The sequence below is a fragment of the Brevundimonas sp. genome (genome assembly GCF_029945885.1).
Lineage (GTDB): Bacteria > Pseudomonadota > Alphaproteobacteria > Caulobacterales > Caulobacteraceae > Brevundimonas.
This window is the reverse complement of sequence record NZ_JAQSDK010000014.1, coordinates 56121-73931: the sequence shown is the minus strand read 5'-3', so window position 1 is coordinate 73931 and position 17811 is coordinate 56121. Positions and strand designations below refer to the sequence as shown.

At 68.1% G+C, this 17811-nt stretch carries 14 protein-coding genes and 1 pseudogene; 3 read left to right on the top strand and 12 right to left on the bottom strand.

What is annotated here, in order from left to right:
• Positions 1-169: 169 nt before the first annotated feature.
• Entirely contained in the window at positions 170-1363 is a 1194-nt protein-coding gene (locus tag PSV00_RS08095; RefSeq protein ID WP_300446016.1) for a CaiB/BaiF CoA-transferase family protein, read from the top strand.
• A gap of 8 nt (positions 1364-1371) precedes the next feature.
• On the opposite strand, the gene PSV00_RS08090 is transcribed toward PSV00_RS08095, so the two are convergent.
• From PSV00_RS08090 to PSV00_RS08050, 9 genes and pseudogenes are all read right to left on the bottom strand, one after another.
• Positions 1372-1782 (bottom strand): DUF2007 domain-containing protein, encoded by a 411-nt coding sequence (locus tag PSV00_RS08090; protein ID WP_300446015.1) that lies wholly within the window; start codon positions 1780-1782, stop codon positions 1372-1374.
• Positions 1783-1805: 23 nt separating this feature from the next.
• Positions 1806-2999: a 2-oxoglutarate dehydrogenase complex dihydrolipoyllysine-residue succinyltransferase gene (odhB, locus tag PSV00_RS08085; protein WP_300446202.1), complete on the bottom strand. Its 1194-nt coding sequence runs from the start codon at positions 2997-2999 to the stop codon at positions 1806-1808.
• A gap of 156 nt (positions 3000-3155) precedes the next feature.
• Positions 3156-3362 (bottom strand): annotated as a pseudogene (locus tag PSV00_RS08080) (biotin/lipoyl-containing protein); the annotation flags it as partial.
• Positions 3363-3396: 34 nt separating this feature from the next.
• Positions 3397-6420 (bottom strand): 2-oxoglutarate dehydrogenase E1 component, encoded by a 3024-nt coding sequence (locus PSV00_RS08075; RefSeq protein ID WP_300446014.1) that lies wholly within the window; start codon positions 6418-6420, stop codon positions 3397-3399.
• 169 nt (positions 6421-6589) lie between these two features.
• Positions 6590-7492 (bottom strand): succinate--CoA ligase subunit alpha, encoded by a 903-nt coding sequence (sucD, locus tag PSV00_RS08070; protein ID WP_300446013.1) that lies wholly within the window; start codon positions 7490-7492, stop codon positions 6590-6592.
• Positions 7493-7535: 43 nt separating this feature from the next.
• Positions 7536-8126, bottom strand: coding sequence for a hypothetical protein (locus PSV00_RS08065; RefSeq protein ID WP_300446012.1), 591 nt, complete (start codon positions 8124-8126; stop codon positions 7536-7538).
• Complete coding sequence (gene sucC, locus PSV00_RS08060) at positions 8126-9316, bottom strand: ADP-forming succinate--CoA ligase subunit beta (protein WP_300446011.1); 1191 nt, start codon at positions 9314-9316, stop codon at positions 8126-8128. Before sucC ends, PSV00_RS08065 begins: the two co-directional genes overlap by 1 nt.
• Before the next feature lie 83 nt (positions 9317-9399).
• Positions 9400-10911, bottom strand: coding sequence for an MFS transporter (locus PSV00_RS08055; protein ID WP_300446010.1), 1512 nt, complete (start codon positions 10909-10911; stop codon positions 9400-9402).
• A gap of 142 nt (positions 10912-11053) precedes the next feature.
• On the bottom strand, positions 11054-13267 hold the full coding sequence (locus tag PSV00_RS08050) for a TonB-dependent receptor (protein WP_300446009.1): 2214 nt from the start codon (positions 13265-13267) through the stop codon (positions 11054-11056).
• Positions 13268-13444: 177 nt separating this feature from the next.
• Between PSV00_RS08050 and PSV00_RS08045 the strand changes: the two genes are divergently transcribed.
• Positions 13445-14212: a TetR/AcrR family transcriptional regulator gene (locus tag PSV00_RS08045; protein WP_300446008.1), complete on the top strand. Its 768-nt coding sequence runs from the start codon at positions 13445-13447 to the stop codon at positions 14210-14212.
• Between the two features lie 71 nt (positions 14213-14283).
• The gene (locus PSV00_RS08040; protein WP_300446007.1) at positions 14284-15045 is read left to right on the top strand and encodes a LytTR family DNA-binding domain-containing protein; all 762 of its coding nucleotides are present in this window, start codon (positions 14284-14286) and stop codon (positions 15043-15045) included.
• A gap of 30 nt (positions 15046-15075) precedes the next feature.
• Here the strand turns inward: PSV00_RS08040 and PSV00_RS08035 are convergent, their stop codons facing one another.
• The 3 genes from PSV00_RS08035 to PSV00_RS08025 all read right to left on the bottom strand — a co-directional run bounded on the left by PSV00_RS08035 (position 15076) and on the right by PSV00_RS08025 (position 17723).
• Entirely contained in the window at positions 15076-16542 is a 1467-nt protein-coding gene (locus PSV00_RS08035) for a carotenoid oxygenase family protein (protein WP_300446006.1), read from the bottom strand.
• A gap of 190 nt (positions 16543-16732) precedes the next feature.
• Positions 16733-17155 (bottom strand): DUF2141 domain-containing protein, encoded by a 423-nt coding sequence (locus tag PSV00_RS08030; protein ID WP_300446005.1) that lies wholly within the window; start codon positions 17153-17155, stop codon positions 16733-16735.
• A gap of 157 nt (positions 17156-17312) precedes the next feature.
• A complete protein-coding gene (locus tag PSV00_RS08025; protein WP_300446004.1) occupies positions 17313-17723 on the bottom strand; it encodes a metallopeptidase family protein in 411 nt (136 codons plus the stop codon).
• Positions 17724-17811: the final 88 nt, after the last annotated feature.

Here is a 17811-nt window from a genome sequence, read left to right as displayed (position 1 = left end):
CGACCTGCTGAAGGGGGCGGCGGACTTCGGTCCGCCGCCCTTTTTGCTGCCCGGTCGACCGGCTGGCCGGTCCGCCGCCGCCCCGGCGGGATTGGCGCGCCGACCCGGCCGCGTTAAGCGATGGGACCCGGAGGGTTTGCAGCCCCGGACAGCGGAACCGACCATCGCCATGACCCAGACTCCAGGCCCCCTCTCCGGCGTTCGCGTCCTCGACCTGTCACGGGTCCTGGCCGGACCCTGGGCGACCCAGACCCTGGCCGACCTCGGGGCCGAGGTGATCAAGATCGAACGCCCCGGCCTCGGCGACGACACCCGCCAGTGGGGCCCGCCCTTCACGACGAAGGCCGACGGCACGCCCGGCGACGCCGCCTATTTCCTGTGCGCCAACCGGGGCAAGAAGTCCGTCGCCCTCGATATCGCCACGCCGGAGGGGGCCGACGCCGTGCGCGACCTGGCCAAGACCTGCGATGTGGTGGTCGAGAATTTCAAGACCGGGGGACTGGCGAAATACGGCCTCAACCATGCCGCGCTCGCGGCGATCAACCCGAAGCTGGTCTATTGTTCGATCACCGGCTTCGGTCAGGACGGGCCCGACGCCCCCCGCGCCGGCTATGACTATATGATCCAGGCCATGGGCGGGCTGATGAGCGTCACCGGCCAGGCCGACGGCGCGCCGGGGGCCGAGCCGATGAAGGTCGGGGTCGCGGTCGTCGACCTGTTCACCGGCCTGTACGCCTCCAACGCCATCCTCGCCGCCCTGCTGCACGCCCGGGCGACCGGCGAGGGCCAGTCTATCGATATCGCCCTGTTCGACGTCCAGGCCGCCATGCTGGCCAACCAGGCGACCAATTTCTTCGTCTCCGGCAAGGTCCCGACGCGGATGGGCAATGCCCATCCCAACCTGGCCCCCTACCAGCCCTTTCCCTGCACCGACGGCAGGGTGGTGATCGCCGTCGGCAATGACGGCCAGTTCCGCGCCCTCGGCCAGGCCCTGGGGGCCGCCGGACTGGGCACCGACCCGCGCTTCCTGACCAATGCCCTGCGCATCGAACACCGCGCCGCCCTGTCGGCCGAGGTCTCGGCCCTGACGGCGGGCCTGACGATGGCGGACCTGATGGCGGCGCTCGAGACGGGCGGCGTGCCCTGCGGCCCGGTCAATACGGTGGATCAGGTGTTCCAGGAGCCGCAGGCCGTGCATCGCGGTCTGGTGGTCGAACAGACCCGCCCCGACCTCGACGGCCCGGTCCGCACCGTCGCCTCACCGATCCGGATGTCGAAAACGCCGGTGCGCTATGACCGGCCGCCGCCGGCGCTGGGGCAGGACACGGATGCGGTGCTGAAAGCGCTGCGCCCTGATGGTTAGTGAGGCCGTCAGCCTCGGAAGATCGCCATGAATAGCCAGAAGGCGACGGACCCGCCGAACACGGTGATGATCAGGATCCGGGTGAGCGACTTCATCGACCCGATGACCCCGTAAACCTCGCTGTCGTCGAGCTCACCGAACCGGCCCGGCGTATGGTCGGTCATCCACCCGTCGTCCTCGCCGTCATCGTCGCCGTCGAACTCCCCGGCCCGGACCCGCTTGATGAGATCCCGCGCCTGAACGATCTGGAAGTCGGGGGCGGTCACGCGCAGTCCCCCGAGCGCGAACTGCAGGTGCGGCGCACTGTTGGCCATTTCGCGGTCAGCAACCTGTGCATCCACGCCGTGACGCTTCAGCAGGCCCACGGCCATTTCGGCTTCAGGCAGGCTGGAAAACCGCGCGACTTCCAGACGATCCATTCACGCCCCCCGGCAGATCGCCCCTACAGGTCCAGCAGGGCCCGCGCCGGGTCTTCCAGCAGTTCCTTGATGCGGACGAGGAAGGTCACCGCCTCCTTGCCGTCGACGATGCGGTGATCATAGCTCAGGGCCAGATACATCATCGGCCGGATCACCACCTGGCCGTTCACCGCCATCGGGCGCTGGACGATGTTGTGCATGCCCAGGATGCCCGACTGCGGCGCATTCAGGATCGGCGTCGACATCAGTGAGCCATAGGTGCCGCCGTTGGTGATGGTGAAGGTGCCGCCCTGCAGCTGGTCCAGGGTCAGGTCGCCGTCACGGGCGGCCTTGCCCAGGGCGGCGATGCCCTTTTCGATGCCCGCCAGCGACAGGGTGTCGGCGTCGCGCAGGACCGGAACCACCAGACCCTTTTCGGTGCCGACGGCGACGCCGATGTCATAGTGGTTCTTGTAGATGATGTCGGTGCCGTCGATCTCGGCGTTGACGGCCGGGATCTCCTGCAGGGCCGCGACCACGGCGCGGGTGAAGAAGGACATGAAGCCCAGTTTCACCCCGTGGCGCTTCTCGAACACCTCCTTGTACTGGCTGCGCAGGGCCATGACATTGGTCATGTCCACCTCGTTGAAGGTGGTCAGCTGGGCGGCGGAGTTCTGCGACTCCTTCAGGCGGCGGGCGATGGTCTGGCGCAGCCGGGTCATCTTGACCCGGTTCTCGCGCGGACCGGTCTCGCGCGGAGCCGAGGCGGCCACCGGAGCGGCGGCGGGGGTCGCGGCGGCGGGGGCGGCCGGAGCCGGAGCCGCGGCGGCCTCCAGCGCGTCACCCTTCAGGATACGGCCGTCCTTGCCCGAGCCCTGGATGGCCTTCGGGTCGAGGTTGTTCTCGGCGACGATACGCTGCACCGACGGCGACAGCGGGATGTCGCCGGCGGCGGCCTTGGCGGGCACCGGAGCGGCGGCGGCGGCCGGAGCCGGGGCGGCAGCGGCACCGGAACCCGAGATCCGGCCGATGGCCTGGCCGGGGGTGACGGTGGCCCCTTCGGCCTCGACGATTTCCAGCACGCCGTCGGCGGGGGCGACGATCTCGACCGCGACCTTGTCGGTCTCGATCTCGACCAGCAGGTCATCCTTCTTGACCGCGTCACCGGACTTGCGGTGCCAGGTGCCGATCGAGCCCTCGGCGACGCTCTCGCCCATGGTCGGGACGGCGATGGTCACCGAGCCGGTTGCGGCCGGAGCAGCAGCCGGGGCCGCGGCGGCGGGTGCCGGCGCGGCGGCGGCGGCCTTGGGAGCGGCGGCCTTGGGGGCCTCGGCGGCAGGGGCGGCGGGGGCGGCGGGGGCGGACGCCCCCTCGGTCACCACGCCCAGCACGGCGCCGGGGATCACGGTGTCACCCTCGGCGGCCCGGATCTCGGCCAGGACGCCGTCGGCCGGCGAGACGACCTCCAGCGAGACCTTGTCGGTCTCCAGCTCGACCAGCATCTCGTCCTTCCTGACGGCGTCACCCGCCTTCTTGGTCCATTTGGCGATGGTCGCTTCGGCAACGGATTCACCGAGGGCGGGGGTCAGAATGTCGGCCATGAGGTATCCAGATTCTTGTCTTGGTTCGTCGTGATCAGACGGCGAAGGCGTCGTTCAGGAAGGTTTCGAGTTCTTTCAGGTGCCGGCTCATCAGGCCCGCCGCCGTGGAGGCGGAGGCCGGACGACCGACGTAGCGGGCGCGGGTCGCGGCAAGGTCGAGCTTCTCGAGCGTCAGTTCAAGCCACGGATCGACGAAGGTCCAGCCGCCCATGTTCTTGGGCTCTTCCTGGCACCAGACCAGCTCGGCCCTGGGGAAGCGGACCAGTTCGGTCATCAGCGACTTCAGCGGCCAGGGATAGAACTGCTCCAGCCGCATCAGATAGACGTCGTCGACCGTCTCGCCGGCCTTGAACCGCACCTCGCGCGACTCCAGCAGGTCATAATAGACCTTGCCCGAGCACAGCACGACGCGGCGGATGTCCTTGTCGGGCTTCAGGGTCAGGCCGGCGACGTCGGGACGGCGCTCGGCGTCGTCGTGCAGCACCCGGTGGAAGGAGCTGCCCTCGGCCATGTCGGCCAGGGACGAGACCGCCTTCTTGTGCCGCAGCAGGCTCTTGGGTGTCATCAGGATCAGCGGCTTGCGGAAATGCCGCTGCATCTGACGGCGCAGGATGTGGAAATAGTTGGCCGGGGTGGTGCAGTTGGCGACCTGCATATTGTCCTCGGCGCACTGCTGCAGGAAGCGCTCCAGCCGGGCCGAGGAATGTTCCGGTCCCTGGCCCTCATAGCCGTGCGGCAGCAGCATGGTCAGGCCGCACATACGCAGCCATTTGCGCTCGCCCGACGAGATGAACTGGTCGATCACCACCTGGGCCCCGTTGACGAAATCGCCGAACTGGGCCTCCCACATCACCAGGGTATTGGGGTCGGTGACAGCATAGCCGTATTCGAAGCCCAGCACCGCCTCTTCCGACAGGGCCGAGTCGATGACCTCGAACTCGGCCTGGCCCTCGCGCAGGTTGTTGAGCGGGATGTAGCGTTCCTCGGTGGTCTGGTCGATGACCCCCGAATGGCGCTGGCTGAAGGTGCCGCGCACCGAATCCTGGCCGGACAGCCGGACCGGGAAGCCCTCGTCCAGCAGGGTGGCGAAGGCCAGGCTCTCGGCCGTGGCCCAGTCGATATTCTCGCCGGTGGTGATGGTCTCGCGACGGCCCTCCATGACGCGCTTCAGCGTCCGGTGGATGTCGATCTGGTTCGGCACCGTGGTCAGCCGGGTGCCGAGGTCGATCAGCTTTTCGGCCGGCACATCGGTCTTGCCGCGACGCTCGTCACCCTCGGGCAGGCCGATGCCCTGCCACTGGCCGTCCATCCAGTCGGCCTTGTCGGCCTCGAAGGTCTTGCCGGCCTCGAACTGGGCGTCGAGGAAGGCGTCGAAATCGGCGATGGCCGCGTCGACCGCGGCGGCGTCGATCACCCCCTCGTCGATCAGGCGCTGGGAATAGATCTCCCGCGTCGACGGCTGGGCCTTGATCCTGGCGTACATCAGCGGCTGGGTGAAGGTCGGGTCGTCGCCCTCATTGTGGCCGAAGCGGCGGTAGCAGAACATGTCCACCACCACGTCCTTGTGGAATTTCTGGCGGAATTCGGTGGCCACCTTGGCGGCGAAGACCACGGCTTCCGGATCGTCGCCGTTGACGTGGAAGATCGGGGCCTGGACCATCAGGGCCACATCCGACGGATAGGGCGAGCTGCGGCTGTTGCGCGGGCTGGTGGTGAAACCGATCTGGTTGTTGACCACGAAATGCATGGTCCCGCCGGTGCGGTAGCCCTTCAGCCCCATCAGGGCGAAACATTCGGCGACCACGCCCTGGCCGGCGAAGGCGGCGTCGCCGTGGATCAGCACGGGCATGACCTTGGACCGGTCCAGCGCCCATTCGGCCTCGGGCTTGCCGGCGTTGGCGGCGCGGATGTCGAACGCCTGTTTGGCGCGCGACTTGCCCAGCACCACCGGGTTGACGATCTCGAGGTGGGACGGGTTGGCGGTCAGCGACAGGTGGACGTGGTTGCCGTCGAACTCACGATTCGAGCTGGCCCCCATATGGTATTTGACGTCGCCCGACCCCTCGATGTCGCTGGGCACGCTGGAGCCGCCCTGGAACTCGTGGAAGATGGCCCTGTAGGGTTTGGCCATCACCGCCGCGAGCATGTTCAGACGGCCGCGGTGGGCCATGCCGAACACCATTTCGTCGACGCCCAGGGCCCCGCCGCGCTTGATGATCTGCTCCATGGCCGGAACCATGGCCTCACCGCCGTCCAGGCCGAACCGCTTGGTGCCGGGGAAGCGTTTATGCAGGAAGCGTTCGAAACCCTCGGCCTCGATCAGCTTGTTCAGGATCGCCAGCTTGCCCTCGCGGGTGAAGGCGTTCTGCTCGAACTTGTCCGGACCCTCGATGCGCGCCTGCAGCCAGGACTTCTCCTCGGGCTCGGCGATATGCATGTACTGGATGCCGATGGTGCCGCAGTAGGTGCGTTCCAGCAGGGCCATGACCTCGCGGACCGTACCGGTCTGCAGGCCCAGCACGCCGTCCAGATAGATCGGCCGGTCCAGGTCGGCCTCGGAGAAGCCGTAGAATTCGGGGGTCAGCTCGGGATTGTCGATCGGCTGTTCGATGCCCAGCGGGTCCAGCTTGGCATGCAGGTGACCGCGGACGCGATAGCTGCGGATCAGCATCAGCACCCGGATGGAATCATGGGCGGCGGCGCGGACCTCGTCGACCGTGGCCCCCGGCGTGGCGGCGGCGGCGGCAACGGCGGCGGCGACCGGGGCAGACCCCTTGCCCGGCACGGGGCGCGGCGTCGGCCAGCGACCGTCGAACACGCCCGTCTCCTCGGACGGTTCGGTGACGGTGCCGCGACCCCAGGCCCCGGCGTCGGCCGCGGCCTTCACCGTGGCGGCACTGTCGCGCAACTGGTCAAAGAAGGCGCGCCATTCACCCGAGACCGAGGCCGGATCATTGGCCCATTTCTCGTGCAGATCCTCGATGAACGAGGCGTTTGCGCCATACAGGAAGCTGGTCTCGGCAAAGACCTGGTTCAGCCGACCGGCATCGTCCGCCATCGTTTTTCGTCAGTCCCATGGGCCCGGCGCGCGCAGCTGCGCGACAGGCGGCGACGCCCATATAAGCGGTGTTTCCTTATGGGTCATGACCGAATGGGGGCGAAAGCGAGAGAATTCGCTTTCCGGGGGACAAAAAGTCCCTCTCCCGCCGGGAGAGGGACCCGATTTGTCAGCCCTTGAGGACCTCGACCAGGGTCGTGCCGAGACGCGCCGGCGACGGCGAGACGGTGATCCCGGCCTGCTGCATGGCGGCGATCTTGGATTCCGCATCGCCCTTGCCGCCCGAAACCACGGCCCCGGCATGGCCCATGGTGCGGCCCTTGGGCGCGGTGACGCCGGCGATGAAGCCGACCATCGGCTTCTTGCGGCCCTTCTTCGCCTCGTCGATCAGGAATTGCGCCGCCTCTTCCTCGGCCCCGCCGCCGATCTCGCCGATCATGACGATGGAATGGGTCTCGGGGTCGGCCAGGAACATTTCCAGCACGTCGATGAACTCGGTGCCCTTGACCGGATCGCCGCCGATGCCGACGGCCGTGGTCTGGCCCAGGCCCTCGTTGGTGGTCTGGAACACGGCCTCATAGGTGAGGGTACCCGAGCGCGAGACGATGCCGACATTGCCCTTCTTGAAGATGGAGCCGGGCATGATGCCGATCTTGCACTCGTCGGGCGTCATGATGCCGGGGCAGTTGGGGCCCAGCAGGCGCGATTTCGACCCATCGAGGCGACGCTTGACCTGGACCATGTCCAGCACCGGGATGCCTTCGGTGATGCAGGTGATGAAGGGGATCTCCGCCTCGATGGCCTCGATGATGGCGGCGGCGGCCCCCGACGGCGGCACATAGATGACCGAGGCGTCGGCCCCGGTGGCCTCCCTGGCCTCGGCGACCGTGGCGTAGATCGGCAGGGTCTCGCCGTGCGAGCCGGTCCAGGTCTGGCCGCCCTTGGTCGGGTGAACCCCGCCCAGCATCCGGGTGCCGTGATAGGCCAGCGCCTGTTCGGTGTGGAAGCCGCCGGTCTTGCCGGTCAGGCCCTGGACGATGATCTTGGTGTTGCGGTCGACGAGAATGGACATTTGAAGGGTATCCGGAAGGCGAAAGAGGGAAGCGCGCGACGGGTCAGTCGAGGTGAGGCAGGAAGTAAATCAGGGTCGATCCGGGGCCGGAGCGTTCCAGGCCCACCATCCGCATCTGGCCGGTCGCGGCCATGGAGATGAACTGCGGTTCGCTGAGGCTGCGGGCCGGGGCCCGGCCCTCGGGCGTCTGCAGCCAGGCATAGGCATCCATGCTGGAGTCCCGGACGGGGGGAAACCCCATCGCGGTCCGCAGCCGGGCGTCCAGCGCCCGATGATCGGTGGGACGGGCGCTGACACCGCAGAACTCCAGAACCGCCCGTTCGCGCCCCAGGCGCCGGGTCATCTTTCCGGTCATCACGATGGTGATGTCAGCCGAATTGGTGCGCATGAAGGCGGTAACCTCCGAGCTGTTGCGGAGCCGGGGTCGGAAACTGTCGGGCACAGGCGAAAATCCCGCCTCAGCAGCCAGGGCGGCCGCGCGGGCGCGATCGCCCTGGGCCACCACGCAGACCCGGTCCAGCAAGGCGATCAGGTCGACCGGCGCATCCGGCGATTCCGCCTGCGCCCAGCCCACACCGGGCAGCACCATCAGGGCCGCCGAAATCACCGCCGCAAAGGGTCGGCGAAACGCCATCACCCCACCGCCGCGACAATCTTCTGGGCGGCGTCATCGAGGTCGTCGGCCGCGGTGATGGCCAGGCCGGACTCGTTGAGGATCTTCTTGCCCAGGGCGACATTGGTGCCCTCGAGCCGGACGACCAGCGGCACCTTCAGGCCCACCTCCTTGACGGCCGCGACCACGCCCTCGGCGATGACGTCACACTTCATGATGCCGCCGAAGATGTTGACCAGGATGCCCTTCACCTTCGGATCGGCGGTGATGATCTTGAAGGCCGCGGTGACCTTGGCCTTGTCGGCACCGCCACCGACGTCGAGGAAGTTGGCGGGCTCTTTGCCGTACAGCTTGATGATGTCCATCGTCGCCATGGCCAGGCCGGCACCGTTGACCATGCAGCCGATGTCGCCATCGAGAGCCACATAGGCCAGGTCGTGCTTGGAGGCCTCGATCTCCTTGGCGTCTTCCTCGCTCTCGTCGCGCAGCGCCTTGATGTCCGGGTGGCGGAACAGGGCATTGCCGTCGAAACTGACCTTGGCGTCCAGCACCCGCAGGTGACCGTCCTTCATCACGATCAGCGGATTGATCTCCAGCATGGCCATGTCGGTGTCGACGAAGGCCTTGTAGAGGATCGGGAACAGGGTCTTGCCGTCGGCGGCCGCGTCACCGGTCAGGGCCAGGGCGGTGTTCAGCTTGGCGATATCGGCCTCGGTAACGCCGGTGGCCGGGTCGATGACGATGGTCTGGATCTTGTCGGGGGTGTCATGGGCGACGGCCTCGATGTCCATGCCGCCCTCGGTCGAGACGACGAAGGCGATGCGGCCATACTGGCGATCGACCAGCAGCGAGCAATACAGTTCGCGCTCGATGTCGGCCCCGTCCTCGATATAGAGGCGGTTGACCTGTTTGCCGGCGTCGCCCGTCTGGGCGGTGACCAGGGTGTTGCCCAGCATCTCCTTCGCATGGGCCACGGCCTCCTCGACCGAGAAGGCCAGGCGGACGCCGCCCTTGGCGTCGGGGCCCAGTTCCCTGAACTTGCCCTTGCCGCGGCCACCGGCGTGGATCTGCGACTTGACCACATACAGCGGACCCGGCAGCGACCGCGCGGCGGCCTCGACCTGGTCGACGCTGGTGACGGCGACGCCGGCGGCGACCGGGGCACCGAAGCCCTTCAGGACCTGTTTGGCCTGGTATTCGTGGATATTCATGGGAGGCACCGCCGAAACGCTGGGGAGGAAGTGCTGCGCTTATAGGCAGCCAGCCTTCGCAGGTGCAACCATTCCGCTCCCGATCAGTCGACCCAGTCCCTCTTCAGCGTCCGCGAAGCCCCGATCAGCAGGACGGCGGCCAGCACATAGAACCCCATGCCGGTATAGATGGCCCATCGCAGGCTCTCGTCGCCGAAGACCGGGCGCAGCTGGTCGCTCATCCAGCCGAAATAATAGAAGCCGACGGCCAGGCCGAGCAGGTTGTTGATCAGCAGGAACAGGGCCGAGGCGGTCGAGCGCATCGGGGCCGGGACCAGATGCTGGATCGAGGCCGTGATCGGCCCCAGCCAGGCCAGGTTGAGGCCGGTCGGGATCAGGAAGATCAGAAAGGCCAGGATCAGCTGCTGGGCATTGGTCCCGCCGCCGGGAATGACCAGGCCGATCAGCCAGGGCGAATTCATCGCCAGGATGAACATCGGGGCCGAGATCAGGAAGGCGATCGCCGGCGTCAGCGGATAGGCACCCTTGCCGCGCTTCGACAATTTGTCGGCGATGGCGCCGCCCAGCCAGATGCCGAGGGTGCCGCCGATCAGGGCGATGCCGGCATAGTACCAGCTGGTCTGGGTCAGGGTCAGGCCGAAGCTGCGCATGAAGAACAGGGGCAGCCAGCCGGCGACGCCGTAGCCGCACACCGAGGACGAGGCCGCGCCCAGCGCCAGCAGCCAGAAACTGGGCTTGGGAATGACCGCCGAGGCGGTGCGACGCGCGATCGCCAGGGAGATGCCGATCACCGTGGCCAGCAGGCCGCCGAAGGCGAACACCAGCGGATTGCCCAGGCTCAGACCGCCGAACCGGATCAGGGCCGCCAGCGCCAGCGCCCCCGCGCCGATGCCCAGCATGATCAGGCTCGCGATCGCCCCGGACCGGCCCGAGCCGACCACGGGCGCGGCGGCGATGACGGCCAGTTCGGCCTCGGTCTTGATGGTGTCGGTGCCGCCCCGTTTCGGATTGCGCACGGTGAACAGCAGCAGGGGGGCCAGGATCAGCCCCAACAGGCCGACAGCGACAAAGGCCGTGCGCCAGCCGTAGGCGGCCGCCAGCAGGCCGCCGACCAGGGTCCCCGCCGCGGTGCCCAGTGGGATGCCGAAGGCGAAGGCCGCCAGGGCCCGCGCCCGCTGATGCGGCGGGAAATAGTCGGCGATCAGCGAATAGGCCGGGGCCACGCCGCCCGCCTCGCCGACGCCGACCCCCATGCGAAACAGGAACAGCTGGCCGAACGAGCCGGCGACGCCGCACAGGGCGGTGAATCCGCTCCACACCGCCAGGGCCCCGGTCATGATCCAGACCCGGCTGTAGCGGTCCGCCAGCCAGGCCAGCGGAATGGCCAGGGTCGAATAGACCGAGGCAAAGGCGATACCGCCCAGCAGGCCGAACTGACTGTCGGTCAGGCCGAACTCCGCCTTCAGCGGACCCGCCAGGATGCCGATAATCTGTCGGTCCAGGAAGTTCAGCATGTAGACGAGAATCAGAATCGCCAGGACGTAGAAGCGATATCCAGGCCTTACGGCCGGCGCGGCGGCGTCCGTGGCAGTCATGGCGTTTCCCTCGACGTGATCGTCTTGATTGGACGGAACGGTAGCGGCGCTTTCCGGCAGCGCCAAAGAAAAAGGGCGGCGGCCCAGGAGAACCGCCGCCCCTTGATCCGTGAGGATCAGGCTTTCAGCTGATCAATGATGATCAGAACTTGACCTGCAGCATGGCCGAGACGGTCCGCGGCGGGCCGTAGTAGCCGATGATCGAGTTGTTGAAGGCCGCGCCCGGGAAGTTGTAGCCGCCGATGCGGTACTCTTCGTCGGTCAGGTTCTTGCCGTACAGGCCGAGCGTCAGCTTGTCGTTCGGCGCGGTCCAGACCATCGACAGATCGACCAGCGAATAGGCCTTCTGGTCGAGGATCGGGTTCGGGAACTCGAACTGGCTGTAGTCATCGCGATAGCTGATGGACGGCGTGACGGCCAGCGCCCCGCCAGCCACCTGGCCGCGCCAGGTCAGGCCGAAATAGCCGGTGTATTTCGGCGCATTCTGCAGCACCACCTGGTCGGCGATGTTCTCGTACTGGGCGGTGCCGAGGTTGTAGCGCTGGAACTCGTCGAAGGTGGCGTCCAGGTAGCCGATGGCGAAATTGGCCGTCAGCGAGTCCATGATGTGCAGCGTGCCTTCGAACTCGGCCCCCGAGATGGTCGAGGAGCCGACGTTGTCGACAAAGCTGGCGATACCGCCCACGGCGGGCACCTGGGTGGTGACCTGCTGGTCCTGGTACTCGTTGTAGAAGACGGCCGAGCTGAACGACAGGCGGCGGTTGAACGCCGAACCCTTCAGGCCGATCTCATAGGAGTCGACCGTCTCGGGATTGTAGCCGTTGACCGTGTCCGGGGTCAGGATGGCGTCGCCGCGCATGTCGAAGCCGCCCGACTTGAAGCCGGTCGAGAACGAGGCGTAGCCGGTGATCCGGTCACTGAAGTCATACGACAGGGCGAAACGCGGCGAGATGTCGTTGAAGTCGCGGCTGTTCGTATAGTCGGTGCGAACCAGGGTCGGGGCGCGCGCCGTACCACCCAGCAGCGGACTGCGGGTCGCCGTGGCGTAGTTGGCGCGGAAGACGTCGCCGGTCTTGCTGTCCTGGGTGTAGCGCAGGCCGATCGACAGGTGCATCCGGTCGGTCAGGTCGGCGTTGACGTCGGAGAACAGCGAGAAGCTCTCGGTCTCGACAAAGCCGCCGGTGCCGATGACGAAGCCGAAGTTGCCGAGGATGGTGTCGAAGGCCCCCGAGGCCTTGGCGTTCAGATAGTAGGCACCGACGACGCCCTGGATCCGGTCACCCTCGAACTGGACCTGGAACTCCTGGGTGAACTGGTGGTCGCCGTAGATGGCCGGGATGTCGAGCGTCGGGGCCGGGGTGTTGTCGAAATCGATGACCGTGTCGGTCTCGCCGCTGCGATAGGCGGTGATTGATTTGAAGGTCAGACCGTCGTTGATGTAGAATTCGCCGGTCAGGGACACGCCCTCGGTGATGACCGAGTTCTCGTCGCCGACGCCGGCATAGGTGTCATAGACATTGGCATTGACGCCCGATCCGGCACCGACGCCGGCCACTTCACGGTGGCCGTGACGCGGGTTGGAGTTGTCTTCGGTCCGGTCATAGGCGAGGCGGAAGAAGCTGTTGTCGGTCGGCTGGAATTCGACGCTCAGTCGGCCGGCCAGGACGTCCTTGTTGTAGGACTCGGCACCGGTGGTCAGGTTGGTGCCGTAGCCGTCGCGGTTGTAGCTGGCGATGGCACCGCCGATGCGCAGCGTGTCGCCGAGCGGCAGGCTGCCGCTGGCCAGCAGATCCATCTGGTTATAGCTGCCGTAGGTGCCGCGCAGGGTCATTTCCGGCGTGTCGGACAGGTGCGAGGTCACATATTTGATCGCGCCGCCGATGGTGTTGCGGCCGTACAGCGTGCCCTGGGGCCCACGCAGGACCTCGATGCGCTGGATATCGAACACGTCGAGCACGGCCCCCTGCGGGCGGGCGACATAGACGTCGTCGATATAGAGGCCCACGCCGGGCTCGAAGCCCCAGAGCGGATCCTGCTGGCCGACGCCGCGGACGAAGGAGATCAGGGTCGAGTTCGAACCGCGTGCGGGCTGGACCGTGGCGTTCGGGGTCTGCTGCTGCAGGGCGGTGATGTCCGACGCGCCGGTTTCCTCGAGGCGCTCGGCCCCCAGGGCGGTCACGGCGACCGGGACATCCTTCAGCTGCTCGTCGCGACGACGGGCGGTGATGATGACGTCATCGATCGAGGAGGCCTGCGGTCCGGACGCCATGGCGCCCGTATCCTGGGCCATGGCCGCGGTGGACAGTGCGCTCAAGGCGGCACCCGCCAGCAAGGCGGTCTTCACGATTCTGTTCATTTGATACCCCAAATTCCTGTGTTTCGACCCGTGGACGCTTTTATTCAGCGTTCAATGATTTTCACGGAACCTATCCGGTTTCCCCGGCCTGTCAAACAACCTGACCGGTGGGCCGCACCAAATCCCCAGCCTGTGGCGCCGTTGCACAGGGCCGGTCCGGCGGCCTAGCCTAGGGGAATGACCAGGCCCCATGCTCCCGAGCCCGTTTCCGACGACGCCATCGCGGTTCCGCCCGCCGGGGCCGTCAGCGGCCCTGCACGCCGCGGACGCCCGTCCAAGGCCCGTTCCGCCGGGGCCGGAGTCACGCGCGAGGCCATCCTCGACGCGGCCGAGGACCTGTTCTCCAAACACGGATTCTACGGCGTCACCATCCGCGAGGTGGCGCGCGAGGCCGGGGTCGATACCGCCCTGGTCCATTATTATTTCGGGGCCAAACGGGCCCTGTTCGACTCCGTCTTCCTGCGCCGGGCCGAGATCTGGAACAATGAACGGGCCGACGCCATCAACCGCTATGCCCGCGACGCCGGCGACGCCATGACGCTGGAGGGGCTGCTCGAAGCCTTCCTGCGGCCGCCGTTCCAGTGGTCGCTCAAGGGCGGTCCGGGCTGGAAACACTATTGCGCCCTGGTGGCCCAGACCAATGCCAACCCGACCTTCGGCGGCGAGACCATGGCCCGCTATTTCGACCCCGCCATCCGCCGCCTGCTGGAGCTGGTGCATGAGGTCCTGCCCGGGGCCAGTGACACCGACGTCTACTGGGCCTGGCACAATCTGTCGGGGGCCCTGACCCTGACTCTCGGCGAGACCGGCCGCCTGGACCGGCTGTCGGACGGCCTGTGCCGCTCGGGTGATCTGGAAAGCGCCTGCGACTATATGGTGCGGTTCGCCTCGGCGGGCTTCCGCGCCGTCTGCGCCCCGCGCCCCGATACGGCCCCCACCACCTAGTCCGGCGCGACGCCCGCTTCAGTGGCGGCCCGATTCATGGTTTCAAGGCAGGACGCGCCCTGGGGGAACAGATGAGCCGGTCCGACGCCAAGCCTGAACGCTCGTCCCTGCGGCGGGGGATCGTCGTCGCCGTGGTGGCCGGAATCTTCCTCGCCGTCAGCGGGGCCTTCATCCAGGGCCCGGCCCCCCTGGTCCACCGCCTCGCCTACTGGGTGCCGATGATGGTCGTCGGCAGCCTCTGGGGCCATTTTTGCGCGGCGATGATCAGCCGCCGGATCGACGCCGACCGCCACCCCTGGCTGACGATCGGCCTGCTGACCGCCGCCATTTCGGGCCCGCTGACGGTGGGCGTCTGGGCCCTGACCGGCCCGGCCTTCGGCGAGGGCCTCTATCGCCTGGACCTGCTTCCCCGGTTTCTGGTGCCCGTCACCGTGGTCACGGCGGTGATGACCACCCTCTATATCTTCCTCGACCGCGCCCGGCCGACCGAGACCCATGCGGCCGCCCCCGGGGCACCCCAGGCCCGGTTTCCCGACCGGCTGCCGCCCCGATTGCGCGGGGCCGCCCTGCTCGCCGTCCAGGCCGAGGACCACTATCTGCGCATCCATACCGACCGCGGCTCCGACCTGATCCTGATGCGGCTGTCCGACGCCCTGGCGGAACTGGAGGGGCTGGAGGGGGCCCGGACCCATCGCAGCTGGTGGGTGGCGCGCGCCGCCGTGCGCGACGTGAACCGCGGCGACGGCCGGGCCCTGCTGACCCTGGACGGGGGGCTGACCGCCCCGGTCAGCCGCCGCTACGCCCCCGGACTGCGCAAGGCGGGCTGGTACTAGAGCGAACTCGGCTCAGATTTCGCTCCAGCCTCAGCCCGCCCAGACTCCGTGAAAGCCGGCCGGCAGGGCCACGTCGGCGCGCCAGCTGGCGATCGGGCCGTCGGCCACCCGCCCGGCGTCGAAGGCGTGCAGTTCGGTCACCCCCTCGGCCAGGTTGATCGACGGCGCGATCAGCCAGGCCTCGGCCTCGCCCGACCGCCCCGGTCGGGGCACGAACACCGCCTCCTCGATGATGACCCGGTCGCCGAAATCAAACGCGTCCGACCGCCCCGTCTCCCAGTCGTGAACGGCCAGGCCGGTCGCCAGCGGCCGGCCACCGGTCTCCCCGGCGACGTGAACGGTCAGACGGCGCGACTGACCCGCGCGCCGCGGATCGCTGCGGGGGAATTCGGCGGTCACCCCCGACGAGACCATGTCGGCGCGGCCATCGGGGTGCAGGGTGATCAGGGCCAGCACCGCCGGGTCGCCCGGGACCGTCCCGCGCTGTTCGACCAGAACCCGGGCCCCCTCGACGGCAAAGGCGACATCCTTGCCGGCGGCGACGTCGAACCGGATCGTCCCCGACGCGTCTTCCCAGGCATCGCCGAGATGGAAATAGCTGAAGGTCGGCAGTTCATAGATCCGGCGGCGCGACAGGTCGGCCTTGTCGATCACCAGGACCTGGGTCCCCAGTTCGGGCTTCCACGCGAACTGGGCGGCATAGGGCATGCCGCTGTGATCGAAGACCCAGGGCTGAAGCACCAGGATCAGGTGCCGGGCCGTGGCCGTGAAATCATGCATATAGCTGGCCCGCGGCAGGGCGATGACCTCGGCCGCCTGCAGGCTGCGGTCGGCGTTCAGGTGCCAGACCACCGCCCGCCCGCCGTTCAGGCCGATATTCCAGATCGTGCCGTCGGGGTCGTAGCGGGGGTGGGCCTGGAACGGCATGCCCTTCAGGTCGTCGCGCAGGGTGACGAACCCCTGTGTCGACAGGTCCGACGCCGCCAAGGCCAGGGGCGCGCCGCCCTCCCACAGGGCCCAGACCGCGTCGCCGGCCACCATGACGGCGGTGTTGGCGGCATTGGCGTCCTCGACCGAGCCGACCCGCGCCCGGTCGTCGCCGGCGGTGCCGAAGCCCGCCGTGACCACCGCATTGATCTCGCTTTCCCAGCGCCGCTTGGGCGTGTCGGCGAAGCGGGCGTCCAGCGTCACCTGCCCCTCCCGGATACGGAAGGCCCGCATCAGGCCGTCGCCGTCGAACCAGTGGGTGGCCGAGCCGCCGGGACGACGGAATTTGGCCGGACCGTTGCGGAACAGCGTCCCGGTCAGGTCCGCCGGGGCCCGGCCATGGATCAGCCGCAGGGCCCGGGGGGCGACGTCGGCCTCCAGATCGGCGGTGGCCAGGGCCCAGTCGGCGGCCACCTGCTGGGCCGCCATGGCCCGGACGGTCTCGGGCGTGATGACGGCGGCCGACAGGGCGGCGGCCCCCATCAGGAAGTTTCGGCGGGAAGCGAGCATGGAAGGTCTCCGTGAGAGCGTTGTTTCGGCGCGGCCTCAAGCAGCGAGCCGCCGCGCGGTGAGCGCTAGGCCCCTTCGAAAATGAAGCGCGGCCTCAAGCAGCGAGCCGCCGCGCGGTGAGCGCTAGGCCCCTTCGAAAATGAAGCGCGGCCTCAAGCAGGGAGCCGCCGCGCGGCGAACGACAGGCCGCTCAGCGAATGACAATGCTCTGGGTGACCGCGCCAGAGACGGTGACGCGGGCCTGGCCCCAGCGCGCCGGGCCCATATTGCCGACCGCATTGTTGGAGAAGGCATAGGGTTCGACCGGCATGCCGAACGGGTTGGTGTTCATCGTCCCGTCGCCGTTGACGTCATGAAACGCCTTCATGCCGTAGTCGCCGGCGGGCAGGTCGTTGAAGATGGCGGTCCGTTGTCCGGCGGCGACATCGATACGGGCGCTGCGCACCGGGGCTCCGCCCGTCCAGGCCGCCTCGCTGTCATACAGGGCGACCATCACCGCGCCGGTCGAGGCCCCGGTGTCGAAGGTCAGGGTCAGGCTGGACGGATCAGCCGCGAGGGCCGGGGCGGCGACAGACAGGGCCAGGGCGGCGAGGGCGGCGGCGAGGGTCTTCATGGCGGACATCCTGTTCAGGCAAGGCCCGATCGCCGGGCCCCGATGTCCTGACCCTCAGCCCGTCCCGCCGACGGGGCCAGCGCGATTACGGCGATGCACGGCCCGGGTTCGCCAACGACCAGACGATGCCACTGGCGACGCGTGAACGACCGCGCGATCAGTCGGCCGAGTCCTCGATGTGGTGGATCGCGTCGTCGTCGAGGCCGAAATGGTGGCCGATCTCGTGGACCAGCACATGGCTGATGATCTCGTACAGGCCGACATCGCCCCGTTCGCACCATTCATCGAGGATCGGCCGCCGGTACAGGAAGATGCGCGACGCCTCGGGGGCCGGGCCCAGCCCCTCGCGGCGGCCGATATCGACCCCGTGATACAGGCCGCTCAGCTCGAACGGGTCCTCGATGTCCAGCGCCGCCAGGGTCTCGTCATCGGCAAAATCATCGATGCGCAGCACCACATCCCCGGCCAGGGACCGGAACGGTTCGGGCAGGGCCTCCAGCGCCGCGCGGGCCAGCCGGGCGAAGTCCTCGAGGTCGGGGGCGGTCTGATCGGTCCAGGTCGGGGTCATGGCGTCCATATCGGCCCGACCGGTCTCTGCGGCAATCGCGTTCGCCGGGCGTGGCTTTTTCCCAGCTTGCGCTATGGTAGCCGTGCGA

What these genes read in the sequence shown, in the direction of transcription:
- PSV00_RS08095 (WP_300446016.1), top strand. Translation starts at nt 170, where the DNA reads ATGACCCAGACTCCAGGCCCCCTCTCCGGCGTTCGCGTCCTCGACCTG.
- PSV00_RS08090 (WP_300446015.1), bottom strand. Translation starts at nt 1,782, where the DNA reads ATGGATCGTCTGGAAGTCGCGCGGTTTTCCAGCCTGCCTGAAGCCGAA.
- PSV00_RS08075 (WP_300446014.1), bottom strand. Translation starts at nt 6,420, where the DNA reads ATGGCGGACGATGCCGGTCGGCTGAACCAGGTCTTTGCCGAGACCAGC.
- sucD (WP_300446013.1), bottom strand. Translation starts at nt 7,492, where the DNA reads ATGTCCATTCTCGTCGACCGCAACACCAAGATCATCGTCCAGGGCCTG.
- PSV00_RS08065 (WP_300446012.1), bottom strand. Translation starts at nt 8,126, where the DNA reads ATGGCGTTTCGCCGACCCTTTGCGGCGGTGATTTCGGCGGCCCTGATG.
- sucC (WP_300446011.1), bottom strand. Translation starts at nt 9,316, where the DNA reads ATGAATATCCACGAATACCAGGCCAAACAGGTCCTGAAGGGCTTCGGT.
- PSV00_RS08055 (WP_300446010.1), bottom strand. Translation starts at nt 10,911, where the DNA reads ATGACTGCCACGGACGCCGCCGCGCCGGCCGTAAGGCCTGGATATCGC.
- PSV00_RS08050 (WP_300446009.1), bottom strand. Translation starts at nt 13,267, where the DNA reads ATGAACAGAATCGTGAAGACCGCCTTGCTGGCGGGTGCCGCCTTGAGC.
- PSV00_RS08045 (WP_300446008.1), top strand. Translation starts at nt 13,445, where the DNA reads ATGACCAGGCCCCATGCTCCCGAGCCCGTTTCCGACGACGCCATCGCG.
- PSV00_RS08040 (WP_300446007.1), top strand. Translation starts at nt 14,284, where the DNA reads ATGAGCCGGTCCGACGCCAAGCCTGAACGCTCGTCCCTGCGGCGGGGG.
- PSV00_RS08035 (WP_300446006.1), bottom strand. Translation starts at nt 16,542, where the DNA reads ATGCTCGCTTCCCGCCGAAACTTCCTGATGGGGGCCGCCGCCCTGTCG.
- PSV00_RS08030 (WP_300446005.1), bottom strand. Translation starts at nt 17,155, where the DNA reads ATGAAGACCCTCGCCGCCGCCCTCGCCGCCCTGGCCCTGTCTGTCGCC.
- PSV00_RS08025 (WP_300446004.1), bottom strand. Translation starts at nt 17,723, where the DNA reads ATGACCCCGACCTGGACCGATCAGACCGCCCCCGACCTCGAGGACTTC.